The sequence below is a fragment of the Streptomyces cadmiisoli genome, assembly GCF_003261055.1.
GTDB lineage: Bacteria > Actinomycetota > Actinomycetes > Streptomycetales > Streptomycetaceae > Streptomyces > Streptomyces cadmiisoli.
In genome coordinates this window covers 2,066,278-2,087,896 of sequence record NZ_CP030073.1, presented here as the reverse complement: position 1 = coordinate 2,087,896, position 21,619 = coordinate 2,066,278, and the positions used below count along the sequence as shown (strand labels likewise).

The 21,619-nt window shown below is 72.7% G+C and carries 18 protein-coding genes; 10 read left to right on the top strand and 8 right to left on the bottom strand.

Going from position 1 to position 21,619, the window contains the following annotated elements:
- Positions 1-152 precede the first annotated feature (152 nt).
- Complete coding sequence (gene mmpA, locus DN051_RS44985) at positions 153-299, top strand: morphogenic membrane protein MmpA (RefSeq protein ID WP_162624711.1); 147 nt, start codon at positions 153-155, stop codon at positions 297-299.
- A gap of 55 nt (positions 300-354) precedes the next feature.
- Here mmpA and DN051_RS08670 read toward each other — a convergent pair whose 3' ends face one another.
- Complete coding sequence (locus tag DN051_RS08670; protein WP_112438432.1) at positions 355-1,545, bottom strand: saccharopine dehydrogenase family protein; 1,191 nt, start codon at positions 1,543-1,545, stop codon at positions 355-357.
- A gap of 90 nt (positions 1,546-1,635) precedes the next feature.
- Here DN051_RS08670 and DN051_RS08665 point away from each other — a divergent pair, with 90 nt between their 5' ends.
- The 4 genes from DN051_RS08665 (at position 1,636) to DN051_RS08650 (ending at position 6,793) form a co-directional block, all read left to right on the top strand.
- Positions 1,636-2,016: an MmcQ/YjbR family DNA-binding protein gene (locus tag DN051_RS08665; RefSeq protein WP_053759022.1), complete on the top strand. Its 381-nt coding sequence runs from the start codon at positions 1,636-1,638 to the stop codon at positions 2,014-2,016.
- Positions 2,017-2,161: 145 nt separating this feature from the next.
- A complete protein-coding gene (locus DN051_RS08660) occupies positions 2,162-3,298 on the top strand; it encodes a CaiB/BaiF CoA transferase family protein (protein WP_112438431.1) in 1,137 nt (378 codons plus the stop codon).
- 59 nt (positions 3,299-3,357) lie between these two features.
- A complete protein-coding gene (locus tag DN051_RS08655; RefSeq protein ID WP_112438430.1) occupies positions 3,358-4,572 on the top strand; it encodes an acetyl-CoA C-acetyltransferase in 1,215 nt (404 codons plus the stop codon).
- Positions 4,573-4,609: 37 nt separating this feature from the next.
- The gene (locus DN051_RS08650; RefSeq protein ID WP_112438429.1) at positions 4,610-6,793 is read left to right on the top strand and encodes a 3-hydroxyacyl-CoA dehydrogenase NAD-binding domain-containing protein; all 2,184 of its coding nucleotides are present in this window, start codon (positions 4,610-4,612) and stop codon (positions 6,791-6,793) included.
- A 318-nt stretch (positions 6,794-7,111) separates the two neighbouring features.
- Here the strand turns inward: DN051_RS08650 and DN051_RS08645 are convergent, their stop codons facing one another.
- Positions 7,112-7,870 (bottom strand): MerR family transcriptional regulator, encoded by a 759-nt coding sequence (locus tag DN051_RS08645; protein WP_162624895.1) that lies wholly within the window; start codon positions 7,868-7,870, stop codon positions 7,112-7,114.
- A gap of 220 nt (positions 7,871-8,090) precedes the next feature.
- Between DN051_RS08645 and DN051_RS08640 the strand changes: the two genes are divergently transcribed.
- Positions 8,091-8,582 carry a macro domain-containing protein gene (locus DN051_RS08640; protein ID WP_112438427.1) on the top strand — a complete coding sequence of 164 codons (492 nt, stop codon included), beginning with the start codon at positions 8,091-8,093 and terminating at the stop codon, positions 8,580-8,582.
- Complete coding sequence (locus tag DN051_RS08635) at positions 8,579-9,511, top strand: PfkB family carbohydrate kinase (RefSeq protein ID WP_053759016.1); 933 nt, start codon at positions 8,579-8,581, stop codon at positions 9,509-9,511. Before DN051_RS08640 ends, DN051_RS08635 begins: the two co-directional genes overlap by 4 nt.
- Before the next feature lie 211 nt (positions 9,512-9,722).
- Here DN051_RS08635 and DN051_RS45765 read toward each other — a convergent pair whose 3' ends face one another.
- The 3 genes from DN051_RS45765 to DN051_RS08625 form a co-directional block, all read right to left on the bottom strand.
- Positions 9,723-10,406 carry an IS630 family transposase gene (locus tag DN051_RS45765; RefSeq protein WP_199314655.1) on the bottom strand — a complete coding sequence of 228 codons (684 nt, stop codon included), beginning with the start codon at positions 10,404-10,406 and terminating at the stop codon, positions 9,723-9,725.
- A complete protein-coding gene (locus DN051_RS45760) occupies positions 10,403-10,810 on the bottom strand; it encodes a helix-turn-helix domain-containing protein (RefSeq protein WP_246040978.1) in 408 nt (135 codons plus the stop codon). The genes DN051_RS45765 and DN051_RS45760 overlap by 4 nt, the downstream gene beginning before the upstream one ends.
- Positions 10,811-11,134: 324 nt before the next feature.
- Positions 11,135-12,688 carry a M1 family metallopeptidase gene (locus DN051_RS08625; protein ID WP_162624894.1) on the bottom strand — a complete coding sequence of 518 codons (1,554 nt, stop codon included), beginning with the start codon at positions 12,686-12,688 and terminating at the stop codon, positions 11,135-11,137.
- A gap of 210 nt (positions 12,689-12,898) precedes the next feature.
- On the opposite strand from DN051_RS08625, the gene DN051_RS08620 reads away from it, so the two are divergent.
- Positions 12,899-14,860 (top strand): Xaa-Pro dipeptidyl-peptidase, encoded by a 1,962-nt coding sequence (locus tag DN051_RS08620; RefSeq protein WP_112438426.1) that lies wholly within the window; start codon positions 12,899-12,901, stop codon positions 14,858-14,860.
- A gap of 1 nt (position 14,861) precedes the next feature.
- Here DN051_RS08620 and DN051_RS08615 read toward each other — a convergent pair whose 3' ends face one another.
- Positions 14,862-15,827, bottom strand: a complete 966-nt coding sequence (locus tag DN051_RS08615) for an FAD-dependent oxidoreductase (protein ID WP_112438425.1) — start codon at positions 15,825-15,827, stop codon at positions 14,862-14,864.
- 66 nt (positions 15,828-15,893) lie between these two features.
- Between DN051_RS08615 and DN051_RS08610 the strand changes: the two genes are divergently transcribed.
- On the top strand, positions 15,894-16,916 hold the full coding sequence (locus DN051_RS08610) for a hypothetical protein (protein ID WP_053759012.1): 1,023 nt from the start codon (positions 15,894-15,896) through the stop codon (positions 16,914-16,916).
- Between the two features lie 49 nt (positions 16,917-16,965).
- Complete coding sequence (locus DN051_RS08605; RefSeq protein ID WP_112438424.1) at positions 16,966-18,606, top strand: ABC-F family ATP-binding cassette domain-containing protein; 1,641 nt, start codon at positions 16,966-16,968, stop codon at positions 18,604-18,606.
- Here DN051_RS08605 and DN051_RS08600 read toward each other — a convergent pair.
- A complete protein-coding gene (locus DN051_RS08600; RefSeq protein WP_053759010.1) occupies positions 18,603-19,172 on the bottom strand; it encodes a putative glycolipid-binding domain-containing protein in 570 nt (189 codons plus the stop codon). The two genes, DN051_RS08605 and DN051_RS08600, sit on opposite strands and share 4 nt — an antisense overlap.
- Positions 19,173-19,237: 65 nt before the next feature.
- Positions 19,238-21,619 (bottom strand): Tex family protein, encoded by a 2,382-nt coding sequence (locus DN051_RS08595; RefSeq protein ID WP_112438423.1) that lies wholly within the window; start codon positions 21,617-21,619, stop codon positions 19,238-19,240.

Sequence of the window (21,619 nt, the reverse complement as noted above, 5' to 3'; positions counted from 1 at the left end):
GGCCTGTGCGCCGCCCCGTCGCCGCTTCCTCGGCCTCGGCCGCGTCCGGGCGGCATCTGAGTACGACCTGAGTACGTGGCGAACGCCGCGCGGTCCCGGCTGAGTACGACGACGGATGTCCGGTGCGCGGCATGATCGGCAGGCTGATCCGCATGACGACGCACCGCGCTCCCGAGCCCCTCGCCCACCCCAGCCGGCCCGTCGAGCGGGCCGTGACGCTCGGACTGGTCCTGGCCGTGGCGGCCGGTCTCGCCTGGATCGGCGGGATGATCTACACGCTGGCCGAGTGGACCTTCTAGGCGGGTTCCGCCGGCCGAAGAGGGCCCCTGTGCAGAGGCCCCCGGCCGCACCGGTTCACCGGACCGCCGCCACCCGGAACGTCATGCCCGCCGCGCGCAGCCGCTCGGTCAGCGCGTCGCCCATCGCCGCGGCCGTGGTGACCTGACCGGCCGTCGGCGGGAGGTCGTCGAAGGCCAGGGACAGGGCTCCCTCGGCGAACATCTTCGCCGTCTCCCCGTACCCGGGGTCGCCGCCGGCGACCTCGGTGAAGACCCGCCGGCCGCCGCCCTCGCCGACGAACCGCACGGAGAACCAGCTCCGCGCCCGCTTCTCGGCGCTCGGACCCTCCCCGGGCTGGAGCCGGCCGGACAACCAGCGCCGCGCGGACGGCAGTTGGGCGGCCACCGCCAGCGTGCCGACGGCCGCCACCGCGCCGAACGCGACGGGCAGGTGCCGTACGGCCGCGTACTGCCGGTAGCGGAAGTCGGGGCCGTACCGGTCCAGCGCCCTCGCCGAACCGCGCACGATCTGCGGGTCGACCGTCGGCAGCGGCAGTGCCCAGGCGCCGACCTCCGGGGCGAACCGCGGCGCCCCGGTCGGCGCCACCGCCCGCCGTCCCACCAGGCGCGGCTCGTGCCGGCGGCGGTCCCGGGCCGCGGCCGCCAGCCGGCGCCCCCGCGACATCTGGTTCAGCGCGGAGGCGAACGTGCCACCCGAGAGGGTGGCGTCGACGGTCACGTACGCGTCGACCGTCAGCGGTACGCCCTCGGGCAGCTGCCGCACCGTGAAGTACACCCCGAGGTCGTGCGGCACCGAGTCGAAACCGCAGGCGTGCACCAGCCGGGCGCCGGTCTCCCGCGCGCGTGCGTCGTGCCGTACGTACATCCGGTCGATGAACTCCGGCTCACCCGACAGGTCGAGACAGTCCGCGCCGGTGTCCGCGCAGGCCGCGACCAGCTCCTCGCCGTACGTCACGTAGGGGCCCACCGTGGACGCCACCACGCGCGCCTGCTCGGCGAGGCGGCGCAGCGACGCCGGATCGGCGACGTCGGCGCGCAGCACCCCGATCTCCGCGCCGCCCGGCGCCAGGCCCCGCAACCGCTCCCGCAGCCGGGCCAGTTTCAGTTCACCGCGGCCGGCGATCGCCCAGCGCAGGTCCTCGGGCGCGTGGGCGGCGAGGTACTCCGCCGTGAGTTCCCCGACGAAGCCGGTGGCCCCGAAGAGCACGATGTCGTAGGGACGGTCCGTCCTTTTCAGCCTGCTCATGACACCTCTCGCTTCCGCAGCCGCGCCGCTGTCGGTGGCTGAGGCTAGCGTGAGGTGGACGGAGCACGACGACGAGCCCGGAGGTGGACGGTGCCCGTGCCCGGCAACGCCCTGCGGAAGTGGGAGAAAGTACGCGAGTTCGCGCTCGGACTGCCGGGCGCGCAGGAGGAGTTCCCCTGGGGCGAGAGCGTCGCCAAGGTCAACAAGAAGGTCTTCGTCTTCCTCGGCGTGGACGACGGGAGCCACCCGCTGCGGATCACGGTCAAGCTCAAGGACGACACCACGCGCGCCCACGCCCTCACCGCCCCGGGCGCCGAGCCCGCCGGCTACGGCCTGGGCAGGTCCGGCTGGGTGAGCGTCCCGCTGGAGCGGAAGGGCGCCCCGGCCGTGGAGCTGCTCCGCGACTGGGTGGAGGAGAGCTACCGCGCCATAGCCCCGAAGCGGCTGACCGCGGAGCTGGACGTCCGCTGACCCTCACCGGGCGTACTCCGGGTGCCCTCGCGCGCGCCGCATCCTAAAGTGGCTAAGCGCTTGCTCGTGAAAGCCTTGTGTCCACTGAAACGCGTTCCTACCATCACCGGTGTTACATCAGTAGTGTCACAGCACAGGGGGCTGGATGACCACGGCAGAGACGCCACCGCAGGGCCCGCTCACCGGCGTACGCGTGGTCGAGCTGGCAGGAATCGGACCGGGCCCCTTCGCCGCCATGCTCCTGGCCGACCTCGGCGCCGACGTCGTACGCGTCGACCGCCCGGGTGGCTCCGGACTCGCGGTGAACCCCGCCTTCGACATCACCAACCGCAACAAGCGCTCGGTGGTCGTCGACCTCAAGTCGCCGGACGGCCCGTCCCGGGTCCTGGACCTGGCCGAGCGCGCCGACATCCTGATCGAGGGCTACCGGCCGGGTGTCGCGGAGCGCCTGGGCGTCGGCCCGCGGGCCTGCCACGCCCGCAACCCCGCGCTCGTCTACGGCCGCATGACCGGCTGGGGACAGGACGGTCCGCTGGCCGACCGCGCCGGGCACGACATCGCCTACATCGCGCTCACCGGCACCCTCGGCATGATCGGCCGGGACGACGAGGCCCCGGCCGTCCCCGCCAACCTGGTCGGCGACTACGCGGGCGGCTCCCTCTACCTGGTCGTCGGCGTCCTCGCCGCCCTGCACCACGCGCGCGCCACCGGAAGCGGGCAGGTCGTCGACGCCGCCATCGTGGACGGCGCCTCCCACCTCGCCGCGATGATCCACGGCATGCTCGCCGCCGGCGGCTGGCAGGACCGCCGCTCCGCCAACCTCCTCGACGGCGGCTGCCCCTTCTACGGCACCTACGAGACCGCCGACGGCCGGTACATGGCGGTCGGCGCGCTGGAGCAGCAGTTCTACGACGAGTTCGTCGGGTTGCTCGGCATCGCGGACCAGGCCCCGGCCCGCAAGGACGTCACCCGCTGGGCCGAACTGCGCGAGACCGTCGCCGCCCGCTTCAAGACCCGCACCAGGCAGGAGTGGACGGCCGTCTTCGAAGGCTCCGACGCCTGCGTGGCTCCCGTGCTGTCGCTGCGCGAGGCACCGCACCATCCCCACCTCGCCGCCCGCGGCACCTTCACCGACCACGGCGGCATCACCCAGCCCGCCCCCGCCCCCCGCTTCTCCGCCACCCCGACCGCCGTCCGCAGCGGACCCGCGCAGCCGGGCGCCGGCACCGCCGACGTCGCCCGCGACTGGGACGTACCAGGCCTGACACAGACCGGCACCTGACCCGGCGTCCGGCGCACCGACCCCGCCACCTCGAAGAACCCTCATCGAAAGGCCCCCCAGTGACCACCGAAGCGTACGTGTACGACGCGATCCGCACCCCGCGCGGACGCGGCAAGGCGAACGGCGCCCTGCACGGCACCAAGCCCATCGACCTGGTCGTCGGGCTCATCCACGAACTCCGCGACCGGTTCCCCGGCCTCGACCCGGCCGCCATCGACGACATCGTGCTCGGCGTCGTCGGCCCGGTCGGCGACCAGGGCTCCGACATCGCCCGCATCGCGGCCGTCGCCGCGGGCCTGCCGGACACCGTGGCCGGCGTACAGGAGAACCGCTTCTGCGCCTCCGGTCTGGAAGCCGTCAACACCGCCGCGGCCAAGGTGCGTTCGGGCTGGGAGGACCTCGTCCTCGCGGGCGGGGTCGAGTCGATGTCCCGGGTGCCGATGGCCTCGGACGGCGGTGCCTGGTTCAACGACCCCATGACCAACCTCGCCGTCGACTTCGTACCGCAGGGCATCAGCGCCGACCTGATCGCCACGATCGAGGGCCTGTCCCGCCACGACGTCGACGAGTACGCGGCGCTCTCGCAGGAGCGTGCCGCGACGGCGTGGAAGGACGGCCGGTTCCAGCGGTCCGTCGTCCCCGTCAAGGACCGCGGCGGCCTGGTCGTCCTCGACCACGACGAGCACCCGCGCCCCGGCACCACCGTCGAGTCGCTCGCCAAGCTGAAGCCGTCGTTCGCGGACATCGGCGACCTCGGCGGCTTCGACGCCGTGGCGCTGCAGAAGTACCACTGGGTCGAGAAGATCGACCACGTCCACCACGCGGGCAACTCCTCCGGCATCGTGGACGGCGCCGCCCTGGTCGCGATCGGCTCGAAGGAGGTCGGCGAGCGGTACGGCCTGACCCCGCGCGCGCGGATCGTCTCCGCCGCGGTCTCCGGCTCCGAGCCCACCATCATGCTCACCGGTCCCGCGCCCGCCAGCCGCAAGGCCCTCGCCAAGGCCGGTCTGACCATCGACGACATCGACCTCGTCGAGATCAACGAGGCGTTCGCCGCGGTCGTCCTGCGCTTCGTCCGCGAGATGGGCGTGCCGCTGGACAAGGTCAACGTCAACGGCGGCGCCATCGCACTCGGCCACCCGCTCGGCGCCACCGGCGCGATGATCCTCGGCACGCTCGTCGACGAACTGGAGCGCCAGGACAAGCGCTACGGCCTCGCCACGCTCTGCGTGGGCGGCGGCATGGGCATCGCCACGATCGTCGAACGCATCTGACCCCAGCGGCACCCAGAGACTTCTACGGAGACCCGTCATGACCGAGAGCACCACCATCCGCTGGGAACAGGACGACACCGGTGTCGTCACCCTCGTCCTCGACGACCCCGCCCAGTCCGCCAACACCATGAACCAGGCGTTCCGTGACTCGCTCGCCGCGATCACCGACCGGCTGGAGGCCGAGCAGGACTCGATCCGCGGCATCATCCTCACCTCGGCGAAGAAGACCTTCTTCGCCGGCGGCGACCTGCGCGACCTCATCCGGGTGACCCCCGAGACGGCCCAGCAGCTGTTCGACGGCGGCCTCGCGATCAAGCGCCACCTGCGCCGTATCGAAACGCTCGGCAAGCCGGTCGTCGCCGCGCTGAACGGCGCGGCCCTCGGCGGCGGCTACGAGATCGCCCTCGCCTGCCATCACCGCGTCGCCCTCGACGCGCCCGGCTCGAAGATCGGCTGCCCCGAGGTCACCCTCGGCCTGCTGCCCGGAGGCGGCGGCGTGGTCCGCACGGTGCGGCTGCTGGGCATCGCCGACGCCCTGCTCAAGGTCCTCCTCCAGGGCACCCAGTACAGCCCGCGCCGCGCCCTGGAGAACGGCCTGATCGACGACGTGGCGGACACCCGGGAGGAACTGCTCGCCAAGGCACGCGCCTTCATCGACGCCAACCCCGAGTCGCAGCAGCCCTGGGACAGGCCCGGCCACCGCATCCCCGGCGGCACCCCCGCCAACCCCAAGTTCGCCGCCAACCTGCCCGCCTTCCCGGCCGGCCTGCGCAAGCAGACGAACAACGCCCCCTATCCGGCGCCGCGCGCCATCCTCGCGGCCGCCGTCGAGGGCTCCCAGGTCGACTTCGAGACCGCCCAGGTCATCGAGGCCCGCTACTTCGTGGAGCTGGCCGCCGGCCAGACGGCGAAGAACATGATCCAGGCCTTCTTCTTCGACCTCCAGGCCGTCAATTCCGGCGCCAACCGCCCCAAGGGCGTCGAGCCCCGCCAGGTGCGCAAGGCGGCCGTTCTCGGCGCCGGGATGATGGGCGCGGGCATCGCCTACGCCTGCGCCCGCGCGGGCATCGACGTCGTCCTCAAGGACGTCTCCCTGGAGGCGGCCCTCAAGGGCAAGGCGTACTCCGAGAAGCTGTGCGCCAAGTCCGTCGCCAAGGGCCGTACGACACAGGAGAAGGCGGACGCGCTGCTGGCACGGATCACGCCCACGGCCGAGATCCAGGACCTCGAGGGCTGCGACGCGGTCATCGAGGCGGTCTTCGAGGACACCGCGCTCAAGCACAAGGTGTTCCAGGAGATCGAGCAGGTCGTCGCCCCGGACGCGCTGCTGTGCTCCAACACCTCGACGCTGCCGATCTCCGCGCTCGCCGAGGGAGTGCAGCGCCAGACGGACTTCATCGGACTGCACTTCTTCTCGCCGGTCGACAAGATGCCGCTCGTCGAGATCATCAAGGGCGAGCGCACCGGCGACGAGGCCCTGGCCCGCGCCTTCGACCTGGTCCGGCAGATCAACAAGACGCCGATCGTCGTCAACGACTCGCGTGGCTTCTTCACCTCCCGGGTGATCGGCCACTTCATCAACGAGGGCGTCGCCATGGTCGGCGAGGGGATCGAACCCGCGTCCGTGGAGCAGGCGGCGGCGCAGGCCGGCTACCCGGCGAAGGTGCTGTCGCTCATGGACGAGCTGACGCTGACGCTCCCGCGCAAGATCCGCAACGAGAGCAGGCGGGCCGTCGAGGAGGCCGGCGGCACCTGGCAGGCGCATCCGGCGGAGTCCGTCATCGACCGCATGGTGGACGAGTTCGGACGCACCGGCCGCAGCGGCGGTGCCGGCTTCTACGAGTACGGGCCGGACGGCAGCCGCACGGGCCTGTGGCCGGGGCTGCGCGAGCACTTCACGCGCGAGGACGCCCGGATCCCGTTCGAGGACATGCAGGAGCGCATGCTGTTCTCCGAGGCGCTGGACACCGTCCGGCTCCTGGAGGAGGGGGTGCTGACCTCCGTCGCCGACGCCAACATCGGCTCCGTCTTCGGCATCGGCTTCCCGGGCTGGACCGGTGGCGTCCTCCAGTACGTCAACGGCTACCGCGACGGCGCCGGTGTGCCCGCCTTCGTCGCACGCGCGCGTGAGCTGGCCGAGCGCTACGGGGAGCGCTTCACCCCGCCGGCCATGCTGGTGGACATGGCGGAGAAGGGGGAGACCTTCACGGACGCGCGCTGAGCTGTCAGGGGCGGTTCGCAGCCGACGAACCGCCCCTCGCCGCCGCCCGGGGCGCCGGGGGCGGGCGCGCGGCGGTTCGCGTGCTTCGGGCACCTCACGCGGCGCACGTCGGGCCGGGCGCGACGCGCCCCGGATCGCGTCCGGTGGTGTTCCGGCTTCCCGCCGGCGGTGCTCCGACGTCCGGTGGTGTTCCGGCTTTCGGCGGCGCTTCAGTCTCAGGCGGTGTCCCGGCCCGCCTCGGCGACGCGTCCGGCCCGCGTCCGGCGGTGCTCCGGCCCGCCTCGGCGGTGCTCCGGCCTGTGCTCCGCTCCGGCCCGTCTACCCCGGTTCGCCGGCTTGCTCTCGCTGTCCGCCCCCGCCAGCCTCGGCCGAGGCGTCGGCCGGCGGCCCGCCGACCCACTCCCGCAGCTCCTCCCGCAACGACCGCTGAAAGGCCGTCAGCAGCGCCTGCACCACGATGGGCTCCATGTGCGCCGACAGGGACCGCACCGCGCCGGCGTCCCGCTCCGCCACCTCGCCGCGCAGAAGCTGCGACAGCTCGTGCGCGGCGGCACGCGCGTGCTCGACGAGCGCGGTGCGTGCCGCGAGGATCGACTCCTGGGACAGCGGCACGTCGAGCAACTGCACGCCGAGCCGGAGCAGTCCGCAGTCGACCCGGTAGTCGTCGTCGGCCGGTGCCACCACACCCATCGCCGCGAGCCTCCGCAGGTCCTCGTCGCTCAGTGCCCGCCCCGCGCGCCGCTCCAGCCGTGTCCGCGTGAGCGTCTCCACCGTGTCCGGCGCCCAGGACGCCACCACGGCCCGATGCATCGCGAGGTCCTGCGGGGTGAGGTCGGGCGGCAGCTGCCGGAGGTAGCGCTCGATGGCGGCGAGCGTCATGCCCTGGTGCTGCAGTTCCTCGATCAGTGCGAGCCGAGCCAGGTGATCGCGCCCGTAGTGCCCCACCCGGCGCGGACCGATCGCGGGCGGCGGCAGCAGGCCCTTGGTGCCGTAGAAGCGGACGGTGCGCACCGTGATGCCGGCCCGGGCGGCCAGTTTGTCGATCGTGAGGGTCGGCTCCTCGGTGTCGGTCGTCATGCGCAGCAGTATCGCTGTCCCACCAGTGCTGTGAAACCTCGTGAGCATCCTTCGGCGATCTTGCGGCGGACCTCGGCCGATCATGCCGTGCGCCGCAAGGTCGGGCGTGCCGCGGATCAGGAACCGGCGCGGCTCAGCCGGTGGACCGGACCGAGCGGCGGCCGGACCGCGAGAAGGCCGGTCCGGGGCCACTGTCAGTGCCGGGGCCTACGGTGGCGTCATGTCGGAGATCGCATATGTCCGGGGTGATGCCACCGTGCCGTCGGTCAAGGGCGTCAAGCTGATCGCCCATGTCTGCAACGACATGGGGGGCTGGGGGAAGGGCTTCGTCGTGGCCGTGTCGCGTCGCTGGCCGGAGCCGGAGGCGGCCTACCGCGCCTGGCACCGCGACCGCGCGTCGAACGACTTCGCACTGGGCGCGGTCCAGTTCGTCCAGGTCGAGCGGTACGTGTGGGTGGCCAACATGATCGGCCAGCGCGGTATCCGCACCGGGAGCAAAGGCGTCCCCGTCCGGTACGAGGCGATCGACACCGCCCTGGGCCGCCTCGCCGACCGGGCGGTGGAACTCGGCGCCTCGGTCCACATGCCCCGGATAGGCTGCGGCCTGGCCGGCGGCAGATGGCCCCTCGTCGAACCGCTCGTCACCGAGCGGCTGACCCGCCGGGGTGTCGCCGTCACGGTCTACGACCACGGGGAGGGCGGCCGGAATTGACCAGGGACACCGACGTGCTCGTGCTGGGCGGCGCGGGCGTCGACACGATCGTGTACGTACCGGAGCTGCCCCTCCCGTACGCCGACAGCTACATGATCGACTCCGGGATCCGCACCCGGGCCGGGCAGACCGGTGACTTCGTCGCCCTCGGCCTGAGCGCCCTGGGCCTGCGCACCCACCACCTCGACATGATCGGCGACGACCCCGAGGGCGAACTGGTGCGCGCGCTCCACCGCGACCGGGACATCCCGCTCACCGCCGTACCGCAGCCGGCCGGCACCAAGCGCGCGGTGAACCTCGTCGCCCCCGACGGCCGGCGGCTCTCCCTGTACGACACCAGCCGCTCGCACACCGACGACCGGCTGCCCGAGCCGGTGGTCCGGGCGCTGGCCGCGGGCAGCCGCCATGTCCACGTCTCCCTCACCCAGCCGTGCGCCCACGCGTTGCCGGTGCTGCGCGAGACGGGTGTGCCCCTGTCCACGGATCTGCACGACTGGGACGGCGAGAATCCGTACCACGAGCCGTTCGCGCACACCGCCGACGTCGTCTTCCTCTCGGCCGCCGCCCTGAAGGACCCCGAGCGGACCATGCGCGGCATCGTCGAGCGGGGCCGCGCCGAGGTGGTCGTCGCCACCGCCGGTGCCGAAGGCGCGTTCCTGCTCGCCGACGGCGAACTGACCCGGATACCGGCGGTGGTGCCCCGAGCCCCGGTCGTCGACTCCAACGGCGCGGGCGACGCCTTCGCCGCCGCGTTCCTCTTCGGCCGGCTCAGCGGTGAACCGCCCGCGCGGTGCGCCCTGTACGGCGCGGTGGCCGGAGCCCACGCCTGCACGGTCCCGTCGACCCGGGCCGAGGCCATCGGCCGCGCGGACCTGCTCGCCCGGGCCGCCGAGGAGGAGTCAGCACCGACCGCGGCGCGACCGGCCTAGTGCCGTGGCAGGCAACGTTCGCCCCGTCGCGACGCCCGGCACGCTCCCCCACTGCCTGAAAGGCGTGGGAGGTGCCCCCCTCGCCGCACCGGCCGAAAGTCCGAGTACGTCCAGTACGAGGACTTCCGGCCGGCACGCCGAGAGCACGCACCGGACGCCGCTCCTCGACGGGCGAACGTTGCCTGCCACGGCACTAGTGGACTGTCGCGGCTTAATTTCGCTGTGTGGTTGGGTAGAGGTGGCGTAGTTTCACGCGTGCGTCGTCGGTGGTGAAGTGCCAGTCGACTTGGCGCTGGTTGCTGTTGGTGTGCTGCTGCCAGGCGGCGAGTTCGGTGTTGAGCACGGTGAGGTCGTTGATGCGGCGGTCCAGGCACTGGCGGGTGAGCGCGGAAAGCTCGATCTCGGCGATGTTGAGCCAGGACCCGTGTTTGGGGGTGTGGTGGATCTCCAGGCGCTGGGCCAGCGCGAAGGCCTTTGCCGGGTCGAACGCCTCGTAGAGCGAGGCGGTGGTGTGGGTGTTGAGGTTGTCCATCACCAGCACGACCGTGGCGGCGTCGGGATAGTCCACGGTCAGCAGGTGTTCGACCTGGTGCGCCCAGTCGACCCTGGTCCGGCGGGACTGCGCGTCCACGCGCCGCCATCCGCGCAGCGGCTCGACCCAGCAGAAGATCGAGCAGGTCCCCGAGCGGACGTACTCGTTGTCCTCGCGCCGGTCACGGCCCGGCCTCGCGGGAAGCGGATCGCGGACGTGGCCGAGCAGCTGGTACGGCTTCTCGTCCATGCACACCACGGGGCGCGCCGGGTCGAAGGGTCGGCGGTAGACCGCCAGGACGTCCTCCATCGCCGCGGCGAAGGCCGCGTTCGCGGCCGGCGGGATGGTCCAGCACTTCTTCACGTGAGGGCGTAGTTCCGTTTTTTTAAGACCCGCCCGATCGTGGAGTGGTCCAGATCCGGGATGTCCTCAGCCAGCGCGACGTGCTTCTCCAGCAGGCGCAGCGACCAGCGGGCGTGTCCTTCGGGCGGCTTCGAGCAGGCCAGCGCAATCAGCCTTGCCTCGACCTCGCCGGTCACCGAGGAGGGCACCGGCGGCAGTGCGCGTTCCTTCCGGCCGACCGTGGCCCACACATCGCCCCCGGTCTCCGCGTACCGCTTCGAGATCAGGCGGACCGAATCGCACGAGACCCCGACCCGCTCCGCGATCACCGCCCGCGGAGCGACCTCACCGGCCGAGGTGTCCAACGCGAGCAGCACCCGCGCCCGCCTGATCATCGACGCGCTGCGGACCCCCGTCGTCGTCACACGCTCCAACGCCCGACGGTCTTCGGCACTCAAGACAACCGGATACTTCTTCTGCGAGGACACGGCACCCCTGCCCGGCCGAACGGAAGCATCAAGCGAAGCCTGCCCGACCCCAACTCCGTACGCCACAACGACACTTAGTCGCGACAGTCTACTAGTTCCCGGGCGTCCCCGGCCCCCGGCGGAGTCACGCGTGATGCGCCCACGCGCACGGCCGGGTGGCCAGGGGCGCCCGGACCCCCGGCGCACCGCCTGCTCCTCGTGCCCGCCCGCCCACGCCTGCCGCCGGGCGGCCCGGCGCCCCCGGACCACCCGGCACACCACCTACTCCACGTGCCCGCCTCCCGCAACGCGCCCGCCTGACCGCTTGTGCCCCCGCTCGTGGACACCGTTGGTCGCGGCGATCTTCTTCCACGACTTCGGCTGCACCGGCGTCCCCTTCGCCCCCGCCGCCCGGACCGGGATCGACGCGTCCCGCGCCGCGTCCGCCGCCGGCTTCGACGGCCGGTACAGCCAGGTGTCGAACAGCCCGCCGAGCGGCTTGCCGGAGACCTGCTCGGCGTACCGCCGGAAGTCCGCCACCGACGCGTTGCCGTGCGCGTACTTCGCCGGCCAGCCCTTCAGCACGGCGAAGAAGTCGGCGTCGCCGATCCTGTTCCGCAGTGCCTGGAGCGCCAGGGCGCCCCGGTCGTACACGGCCAGGTGGAACTGGTTCTCCGGCCCCGGGTCGCCGGGTGCGACCTTCCAGAAGGGATCGTCGGCCGGCCGGGAGGCGTACACGTGGTCCGCGAGCTGCTGCGCCGTGCCCTCGCCCTCGTGCTCGGACCACAGCCACTGCGCGTAGCGCGCGAAGCCCTCGTTGATCCAGATGTCCTTCCAGCGGGCCACCGACACCAGGTCGCCGTACCACTGGTGGGCCAGCTCGTGCACGACGACCGACGTGTTCGACCCGGCGGCGAACTGCCGCGGGCTGTAGTAGGGCCGCGTCTGGGTCTCCAGGGCGTACCCCGTGCCGGTGTTCGGCACGTACCCGCCGAGGGCGTTGTACGGATACGGCCCGAAGTAGCCGGTCAGCCAGTCGGCGATCTCCCCGGTCCGCTCGACGCTGGACCGCGCCGCGCCGTAGACATTGCCCAGATCCTTGCTGTACGCGCTGAGGACCGGGATGCCGCCCTTCGTGGTGCCGGTCGTGATGTCGAACCTGCCGACCGCGAGCGTGGCCAGATAGGTGGCCTGCGGTTTGTCGGACCGCCAGCTGTAGCGGGTCCAGCCGGCCCGGGAGGACGCCGACTGCAAGGTGCCGTTGGAGATGGCCTGACTGCCGTCCGGGACCTGCACCGACACGTCGTACGTGGCCTTGTCGAGCGGGTGGTCGTTGCTGGGGAACCACCACCAGGCGGCCTCCGGCTCACCGGCCGCGACACCGCCGTCCGGGGTGCGCAGCCAGCTGGTGAACCCGTACGCCTGCTTCTTCGACGGGACTCCGCCGTAGCGCACGACGACCGTCACGGGTGTGCCCTTGGCCAGCGGCTTGTCCGGGGTGATCTCCAGTTCGTGTTCACCGGAGGTCCTGAACGCCGCCTTCGCGCCGTCGACCCGGACCTCGCTGACGTCGAGCAGGAAGTCCAGATTGAAGCGGACCAGGTCCTGGGTGGTGCGCGCCAGCAGGGTCGCCGTGCCGTCCAACCTGTCCGTGGCGGGCTGGTACTTCAGTCTGAGGTCGTAGTGGGAGACGTCGTAGCCGCCGTTGCCGTACGCCGGGTAGTAGGGGTCGCCGATGCCCGGAGCGCCGGGGGAGCGGCTCGAGGCCGATGCCGGGATCGCCAGCAGCAGGGTGACGGCCGCCAGCGCGCCCGGTGCGGTGATTCTGCGGTGCACGAGAGCTCCAAGTCCTAGGGGCGGAAAGTCCGTTCGGAGCCTATTGAGTGGCTGTGTCCCCAGACCTGTCCGCACCGTCCGCTGTCACACGATCGCCATCCGGCCGTCACCGGCTCGGCCGCATCAGCCGTCGCTCCCGGCCGTCGGCCGACACTCCGGTGGGCGGTCGCCCGCTTCGGCGCAGGAGTTGACGCGGGTACCGTCCCGCGCATGCCGACACGCACGCGCTTCACGAGCTGGAGACCGCTCGCGACGGCGGCGGCCGCCGCCGTGCTGGCCGCCCTCGTCACCCCCGCCGCGGCACAGACCGGCCCGCGCGAGAGCCTGCCCGTCCACTCGTACGAGGACGCCGTCCGAGAGGCGGTCTGGGTGGACACCCGGCTCGATGGCGACGGCGACGGCAGGACCGACCGGGTCGCCGTCGACATCGTCCGCCCGCGTGAGCCCACGCGGCAGGGCCGCAAGGTGCCCGTCATCATGGAGGCCGGCCCGTACTACTCCTGCTGCGGCCGGGGCAACGAGAGCCAGCGCAAGACCTACGACGCCCAGGGCGACGTGGTCCGTATGCCGCTGTTCTACGACAACTACTTCGTGCCGCGCGGCTACGCGTTCGTCGGTGTCGACCTCGCCGGTACGAGCCGCTCCGACGGCTGCGTCGACGTCGGCGGCCGCTTTGACGTCCAGTCCGCCAAGGCCGTCGTCGACTGGCTCAACGGCCGCGCCACCGCGTACACCACCCGTACCGGCACCACCCGCGCCGGCGCCGACTGGACCGACGGCAGAACCGGAATGATCGGCAAGAGCTGGGACGGCACCATCGCCAACGCTGTCGCCGCCACCGGCGTCGAGGGCCTGGAGACCATCGTGCCGATCAGCGCGATCTCCTCCTGGTACGACTACTACTTCAGCAAGGGCGCCCCGCTGTACGACTCGGGCCCCGACTGGCTGTCGCACCACGTCGACAGCCCCGACGCCCGCGCCCGGTGCGCCGCGGTCCAGCGCGAGCTCGTCGCCGGCGCGCCGCGCACCGGCGACCGGACCCGGCTGTGGACCGAGCGCGACTCCGTCAGGGCCGCCGGCAGGATCGAGGCGAGCGTCTTCCTGATCCACGGCATGCAGGACCTCAACGTGCGGATGCAACACGTCGGCCCGTGGTGGGACGCCCTCGCCCGGAACGGCGTCGAACGCAAGATCTGGCTGTCCCGGGCCGGCCACGTCGACCCCTTCGACCTCCGCCGCGCCACCTGGGTGGAGACCCTGCACCGCTGGTTCGACCACGAACTCCTCGGCTACGACAACGGCGTCGACCGCGAACCCGTGGCCGACATCGAACGCTCGCCGGACCGGTGGGTCACCTCCTCGGTGTGGCCGCCGCGCGGCACCGGCACCGTCCGCCTGAGACCCGGCAAGGGAACCCGGCCGGGCGTCGGCACCCTCGGCCTGCGCACCGGCAGCGGCACCGAGACCTTCACGGACGATCCGCGGCGCGGCGAGACCGACTGGGCCGCCGCCGTCGACCGCACCACACCCGACAAGGCCGGCTTCACGACCGGGCCGCTCACCCGCGAGCTGCGCCTGTCCGGCTCGTCCGAGGTCACCGTCACCGTCCGGCCGACCACCCCGACGGCACACCTGTCCGCCGTCCTCGTCGACCTCGGCCCGGACACCGTCCGCGACCACACCGACGCCGCCGAGGGGATCGTCACGCTCCCCGACCGCACCTGCTGGGGCGCGAGCACGCCCGGCGACAGCGCCTGCTACCGCGAGACCCGGGCGAAGACCGCCCACGTCGGCCACACCGTCGTCAGCCGCGGCTGGGCCGACCTCGGCAACCACGCCTCCGACGCCGAGGGGGCCCCGCTCACCCCGGGCAGGTCCTACACGATCACCCTGGACCTGGCGGCGACCGACCACGTCGTCCCGGCCGGACACCGACTCGCGCTGATCGTCGGGGGCACCGACCGCGACCTGATCGACCCGCCGGCCGACACACCCACGCTGACGCTCGACCTGTCCCGCACCTCGGCGCGCGTACCGCTGGTCGGCGGCACCGCGGCGTTCGCCCGCGCGACCTCGGGCGCCACGCCGCCCGCGCCCGCCGCCGGGCCGCTCGACGGAGTGGGCGAACCGCGCACCGCCCGGCGCGTACCCGGCCCCGGCGCGGGCGGCTGACTCACCCGGAGGCGGCCGCGGCCACCAGCCCGGCCGCCTCCCGCGCGCACCCCCACGCCACGGTCACGCCGCCGCCCCCGTGGCCGTAGTTGTGCACCAGCACCCGGCCGTCCGGCAGCGAATCCCGCTCCAGCCGCACCGTGTCGCGCACCGGGCGGAGCCCGACGCGGTGCTCCAGGATCCGCGCCCCGGCGAGCTCCGGCCGCAGCGCCGCGCACCGCCGTACGATCGCCTCGGCCACCGCCGGATCCGGCCGCGGCGACCACGCGTCCTCCTCCGCCGTGCCACCCAGTACCACCCGCCGCGGGTGCGGGAAGACGTACGCCATCTCACCCGCCGGGTCCTCGGTGACGAGCCAGGTGCGGATTCCGGGGTTCTCCACCACCACCAACTGCCCGCGCACCGGCCGCACCGCCGGGTCCGGCACCAGCTCGCGCGCCCCCAGCCCCGTGCAGTTGACCACGACCGGCGCGTCGGCCTGCGCGAGCGCCGACACCGCGCGCTCCTGCACCGTTCCGCCCGCCGCCTCGAGGCGCCCGCGCAGCCAGGGCAGATGGACCGACATGTCGATCAGCGGCAGCCGGGCCCACAGCCCCGCCGGACCGGCGAACTCCGCCGCGGTGGCCGCCCGCATCCCCGGCAGGCGGCCCGCCGTCCAGCTGCCCACCGCGTCCGGATCCGTCCCGCCCATTACTCCTTCGACCATGCGTACGCCGGTCACCTCGGGCCGCCCGGCCAACTCCCCGTACACGTCGAGCGAGCGCAGCGCCCACGCGCGCGCCGAGGCCTCCGGCTCGATCCGGTACGGCCACCACAGCGCGCCCGCAACCGCCGAGGTGGTCCGCTCGACGGGCTCCCGTGTCCACACCCGTACCCGCAGGCCGCGCTCGGCCAGCAGCACCGCCGTGGTCAGCCCGACGACGCCTCCGCCGACGACGACCACATCGCCCCTCAGGTCACTGTTCACGCCGGGACCGTAGCGGAATGTGTCATGCCGTGCTCACAGCGGCGTCACTCTGGGGATACTCACATCATGTGTGCCGCGTACGCGACCTTCGGCCTGGCACCGGCGATGCGTGCCGGTGAAGTTCTCGCAGACGGTGGCTACCAGGTCCACCGGGACTTCGTGGACTTCGTCGTCGACGGACGCCCCCTGCTGTTCCAGCTGTCCGACCTGGACGCCGTCTCACCCCTCGCCTCCGACATCCCGCCCGCCATCTTCACCGCCCAGGTGCGCAGCCTGCTGCTGGAGGCCGACGCCCCGTTGCCGCAGGGGCGGTACGTCATCTACGGCTGCCCCGACTGCGCCGACCTCGGCTGCGGAGCGGTGACCGCGGTCATCGACCGGGCCGACGACGACTACGTGTGGCGGGACTTCGCCTGGCAGACGGACGAACACGTCGACCTGGACCTCAACGGCTACCACGGCATCGGCCCGTTCCGCTTCCACGGCGAGGAGTACCGCACGGCGCTGAGCTCCCTGCTGAACGGTGACGGCCCCGGCAGCCGACGCCGGGTCCTGCTGATCGGCGCCCGCGTCGCCCTGCTCGCCAAGCTCGCCGCCGCCCTGCGCACCATCGGCATCGGCGCCGACATCGCCCAGGACGCCGACGGCGTACCGCCCGACGAACTGCGCGGCTACGGCGCCGTCGCCTTCGGCCGCGGCGTCGGCCGGGAGCAGCGCGCCGCCGTCCGGCAAGCCTTCCGGCGTGCCGGGGTCGACGTGCCCGAGGTCGAGGGGCTGGCCCCGATCGTCCCGCTCCTGGTCGCCCAGATCGAACACGCCCTCGACCGCAGCCCGGTGGAGCAGCGCCGCCTCACCCGCCTGGTCGCCGCCGACGGCGAGGCGGGTGTGGAGGTCACCTCCGCCTGCCGGGTCCGCCTCACCGCGTACCGCCTCGACCGGCTCGCCCGCGCCCACTCCCACGAGGTGTTCGACGGCCTGCTCGAAGCCGGCCGGCACCGCATCGCCCTGGACGCCAAGGCCGTGAAGGGGGAGTCCTTCGTGGTGGCGCGGACGGCGGGAAGCGTGCTGGTGGAGGCGATGGCCCGGTGAGGGCACGGGGCGACCGCGGCACCGCCGGGCCGTTAGGATCGACGGTCTGATGACTGCCACCCTCGTCGCCAAGAACCTGTCCGCCGGCCACGGCGACCGTGTCCTGTTCGCGGACCTCGACCTGGTCGTCGCGCCCGGCGACGTGATCGGGCTCGTCGGCGCCAACGGCGCGGGCAAGTCCACCCTGCTGCGCCTGCTCGCCGGGCTCGACACACCGGAGGGCGGCGAGCTGCGGCTGTCCCCGGCGACCGCGACGGTCGGGCACCTGCCGCAGGAGCCGGAGCGCAGGCCCGGGGAGTCGGTGCGGGAGTTCCTGGCCCGCCGTACCGGTGTCGCCGAGGCCCAGCGGGTCATGGACGAGGCCACCCAGGCGCTGGTCGACTCAGCACCCGGCGCCGACGACGCCTACGCCGCCGCCCTGGAGCGCTGGCTCGACCTCGGCGGCGCCGATCTCGACGAGCGGGCCGAGGAGGTCGCCGACTCGCTCGGCCTGGCCGTCGGACTCGACCAGGCGATGACCTCGCTGTCCGGCGGCCAGGCCGCGCGCGCCGGTCTCGCCTCCCTGCTGCTCTCCCGCTACGACGTCTTCCTGCTCGACGAGCCGACCAACGACCTCGACCTGGACGGCCTGGAGCGGCTCGAACGCTTCGTCGGCGGCCTGCGCGCCGGGACGGTCGTCGTCAGCCACGACCGCGAGTTCCTCACCCGCACGGTCACCAAGGTCCTGGAACTCGACCTCGCCCAGGGCCGGATCAACCTCTACGGCGGCGGCTACGCCGCCTACCTGGAGGAGCGCGAGGTGGCCCGTCGGCACGCCCGCGAGGACTACGAGGAGTACGCCGACAAGCGGACCGCTCTCCAGGAACGGGCGCAGACCCAGCGCTCCTGGATGGACAAGGGCGTGAAGAACGCCCGGCGCAAGGCGGGCAACGACAACGACAAGATCGGCCGCAAGTTCCGCAGCGAGGCCAGTGAGAAGCAGGCCGCGAAGGCCCGCCAGACCCAGCGCATGATCGAACGGCTGGAGGTGGTCGAGGAGCCCCGCAAGGAGTGGGAGCTGCGGATGGAGATCGCCACCGCGCCCCGGTCCGGGGCGGTCGTCGCCACCCTGCGTGACGCCGAGGTCCGGCGCGGTGACTTCGTGCTCGGCCCCGTCGGCCTCCAGATCGACTGGGCGGACCGGGTCGCCGTCACCGGCGCCAACGGGGCCGGCAAGTCGACCCTCCTGGGCGCCCTGCTCGGCCGGGTTCCCCTGGACGCCGGGCACGCCGCCCTCGGCTCCGGAGTCCAGGTCGGCGAGGTCGACCAGGCCCGCAAGCTGTTCCACGGCTCCGAGCCGCTGCTGGACGTGTTCGGCGCGGCGGTTCCGGACACCGAACCGGTCGAGGTCCGCACGCTGCTGGCCAAGTTCGGGCTGAAGTCCGACCATGTGCTGCGGCCCGCGGCCGGTCTGTCGCCGGGTGAACGCACCCGTGCCGCCCTCGCCCTGCTCCAGGGCAGGGGCGTCAACCTCCTCGTCCTCGACGAGCCCACCAACCACCTCGATCTGCCCGCGATCGAGCAGCTGGAGTCGGCTCTCGACGCCTACACCGGCACGCTGCTGCTGGTCACCCACGACCGCCGGATGCTGGACGCGGTCCGGGTGACACGTCGCCTGGAGGTCGCCGACGGCAAGGTGACGGAGCGTTAGCGAGGAGTCAGCCGGGTCGCCAGCCCCGGGTAGTCGACGACGAACCCTTCCGTGTCGAACTCCAGCTCGCTGCGGAAGTCACCCGAGGCGAAGCCCACGCGTGAGCCGCCGTCGGTCGGCGCGAGATAGGTGTAGGTCTGCGGCGACGGCCGCACGGCCAGGTCGGGCACGGACACCCAGGCCATCAGGAAACTGCGGGTGCCGCCCGACCGGTGCAGACCGTGCCGGAGCACCGGCATGGTGTTGGTCAGAGGGCACAACGCCAGATCGCAGTCGAGCGCCCCGTCGACCTGGGGCACCGGCGCCCCGTCCGCGGTCCAGGTGCCGTGCCCGTCGTGCCGCAGATCGAGGGAGCGGGTGTGGTCCGAGGTCTCCGCGATCACCCGAAGCCGCCGGGTCACACGGTCCTCGCCGGTTTCGAGCTCGTAGGAGATCCAGTAGGGCGCCGGGGTCGTGCCGACCGCCCGGCCCCGGGCCCGCAGTGTTCCGCCGTCGCAGTCGACCCAGGCGGTCTCGTAGCCGTGGGCGGCGGTGACGTTCCAGGTGAGCGCACGCGAAGTGGTCATGCGGCCAGCCTACGAGTGAGGGCGGCCCGGCCCCCGCAAACGGACGGGGGCCGGGCCCGTGGGTCTCAGCCGCGGCCCTTCTTCGGGTCGAGCAGACCGGCCCGGCGCAGCGCGTCGGCCATGGCGCTGTTGGCCGGGGCGGGCGCCTGACGGCCACCGCCACCCCCGCCACCGGCGCCGCCGCGGCCCTGCCGCTGCTGCGGCGGACGTCCGCCACGCTGCGGGCGGCGCTCGCCGGAGGACCGCTCCTGCGGCGCGGCCTCGTCGTCCAGGCGCAGCGTCAGCGAGATCCGCTTGCGCGGAATGTCGACGTCGAGCACTTTCACCTTCACGATGTCGCCCGGCTTGACGACGTCACGCGGGTCCTTGACGAACGTCTTCGACATCGCGGAGACGTGCACCAGACCGTCCTGGTGGACACCGACGTCGACGAACGCGCCGAACGCGGCCACATTGGTGACGACGCCCTCCAGGACCATGCCCGCGCCCAGGTCGGCGATCTTCTCGACGCCCTCCTTGAAGGTGGCCGTCTTGAAGGCGGGCCGAGGGTCGCGCCCCGGCTTCTCCAGCTCCCTGAGGATGTCCGTCACGGTCGGCAGACCGAACGTCTCGTCCACGAAGTCCTGCGGCTTCAGCGAGCGCAGCATCCCCGTGTTGCCGACCAGCGCGGCCACCTCCTGTCCGGAGGTCTTCACCATGCGCCGCACGACCGGGTACGCCTCCGGGTGGACGCTGGACGCGTCCAGCGGGTCGTCCCCGCCGCGGATGCGCAGGAAGCCCGCGCACTGCTCGAACGCCTTCGGGCCGAGCCGGGCCACGCCCTTGAGCTGGGAGCGGGACTTGAACGGGCCGTTCGCGTCCCGGTGCGCCACGATGTTCTCGGCGAGCCCGGAGGAGATGCCGGAGACACGGGCGAGCAGCGGCGCGGAGGCGGTGTTGACGTCGACTCCGACGCCGTTCACACAGTCCTCCACCACCGCGTCCAGCGAACGCGACAGCTTCACCTCGGACAGGTCGTGCTGGTACTGGCCCACACCGATCGACTTGGGGTCGATCTTGACCAGTTCGGCCAGCGGGTCCTGCAGCCGGCGCGCGATCGACACGGCGCCGCGCAGCGACACGTCCATCTCGGGCAGTTCCTGCGAGGCGAACGCCGACGCCGAGTACACCGAGGCGCCCGCTTCGGACACCATCACCTTGGTGAGCTTCAACTCGGGGTGCTTCGTGATGAGTTCCCCGGCGAGCTTGTCGGTCTCGCGGGACGCCGTGCCGTTGCCGATCGCGACCAGTTCGACCGCGTGCGCCCGGGCGAGCCGGGCGAGCTCGGCGATCGCCTCGTCCCACTTGTTGGCCGGGACGTGCGGGTAGATCACGTCCGTCGCGACGACCTTGCCGGTGGCGTCCACCACGGCGACCTTCACGCCCGTACGGAAGCCGGGGTCCAGGCCCAGCGTCGCGCGGGTGCCCGCCGGGGCGGCGAGGAGCAGGTCGCGCAGGTTCGCCGCGAAGACACCCACCGCCTCGTCCTCGGCGGCGGTGCGCAACCGCAGCCTCAGGTCGATGCCGAGGTGCACCAGGAGGCGGGTGCGCCAGGCCCAGCGGACGGTGTCGGTCAGCCACTTGTCGCCGGGCCGCCCGCGCTCGGCGATGCCGAAGCGGCCGGCCACGATGCCCTCGTACGAGGACGGTCCGTCCGTCGGCTCCTCCGGCTCCAGGACGAGGTCCAGGACATCCTCCTTCTCACCGCGCAGCATCGCGAGGACGCGGTGCGAGGGCAGCTCGGTGAACGGCTCGGTGAAGTCGAAGTAGTCGGCGAACTTGGCGCCCGCCTCCTCCTTGCCCTCCCGCACCTTGGCGGCGAGCCGTCCGCGCACCCACATGCGCTCGCGCAGTTCGCCGATCAGGTCGGCGTCCTCCGAGAAGCGTTCGGTGAGGATGGCGCGCGCCCCGTCGAGGGCGGCCTGCGGATCGGCCACGCCCTTGTCGGCGTCCACGAACGCGGCGGCAGCGGCCGACGGCTCGACCGTCGGATCGCCGAGCAGGCCGTCGGCCAGGGGTTCGAGCCCCGCCTCACGCGCGATCTGCGCCTTGGTCCGCCGCTTCGGTTTGTACGGCAGGTAGATGTCCTCCAGGCGTGCCTTGGTCTCGGCACCCCGGATCTGCGCCTCCAGTTCACCGGTGAGCTTGCCCTGCTCGCGCACCGACTCCAGGATCGCCGTCCGGCGATCCTCCAGCTCCCGCAGGTAGCGCAGCCGCTCCTCGATCGTGCGCAGCTGCGCGTCGTCGAGCATCTCGGTCGCTTCCTTGCGGTAGCGGGCGACGAAGGGCACCGTCGAACCGCCGTCGAGCAGCTCCACGGCGGCTCTGACCTGCCGTTCCCGCACGCCGAGTTCCTCGGCGATCCTGCCTTCGATGGACCCTGTTCCCAGGGACCCGGGTGTCGTCAC

Coding starts and splice junctions, on each gene's coding strand:
- mmpA (WP_162624711.1), top strand. CDS start 153: ATGACGACGCACCGCGCTCCCGAGCCCCTCGCCCACCCCAGCCGGCCC.
- DN051_RS08670 (WP_112438432.1), bottom strand. CDS start 1,545: ATGAGCAGGCTGAAAAGGACGGACCGTCCCTACGACATCGTGCTCTTC.
- DN051_RS08660 (WP_112438431.1), top strand. CDS start 2,162: ATGACCACGGCAGAGACGCCACCGCAGGGCCCGCTCACCGGCGTACGC.
- DN051_RS08650 (WP_112438429.1), top strand. CDS start 4,610: ATGACCGAGAGCACCACCATCCGCTGGGAACAGGACGACACCGGTGTC.
- DN051_RS08645 (WP_162624895.1), bottom strand. CDS start 7,870: ATGACGACCGACACCGAGGAGCCGACCCTCACGATCGACAAACTGGCC.
- DN051_RS08640 (WP_112438427.1), top strand. CDS start 8,091: ATGTCGGAGATCGCATATGTCCGGGGTGATGCCACCGTGCCGTCGGTC.
- DN051_RS08620 (WP_112438426.1), top strand. CDS start 12,899: ATGCCGACACGCACGCGCTTCACGAGCTGGAGACCGCTCGCGACGGCG.
- DN051_RS08610 (WP_053759012.1), top strand. CDS start 15,894: ATGTGTGCCGCGTACGCGACCTTCGGCCTGGCACCGGCGATGCGTGCC.
- DN051_RS08605 (WP_112438424.1), top strand. CDS start 16,966: ATGACTGCCACCCTCGTCGCCAAGAACCTGTCCGCCGGCCACGGCGAC.
- DN051_RS08600 (WP_053759010.1), bottom strand. CDS start 19,172: ATGACCACTTCGCGTGCGCTCACCTGGAACGTCACCGCCGCCCACGGC.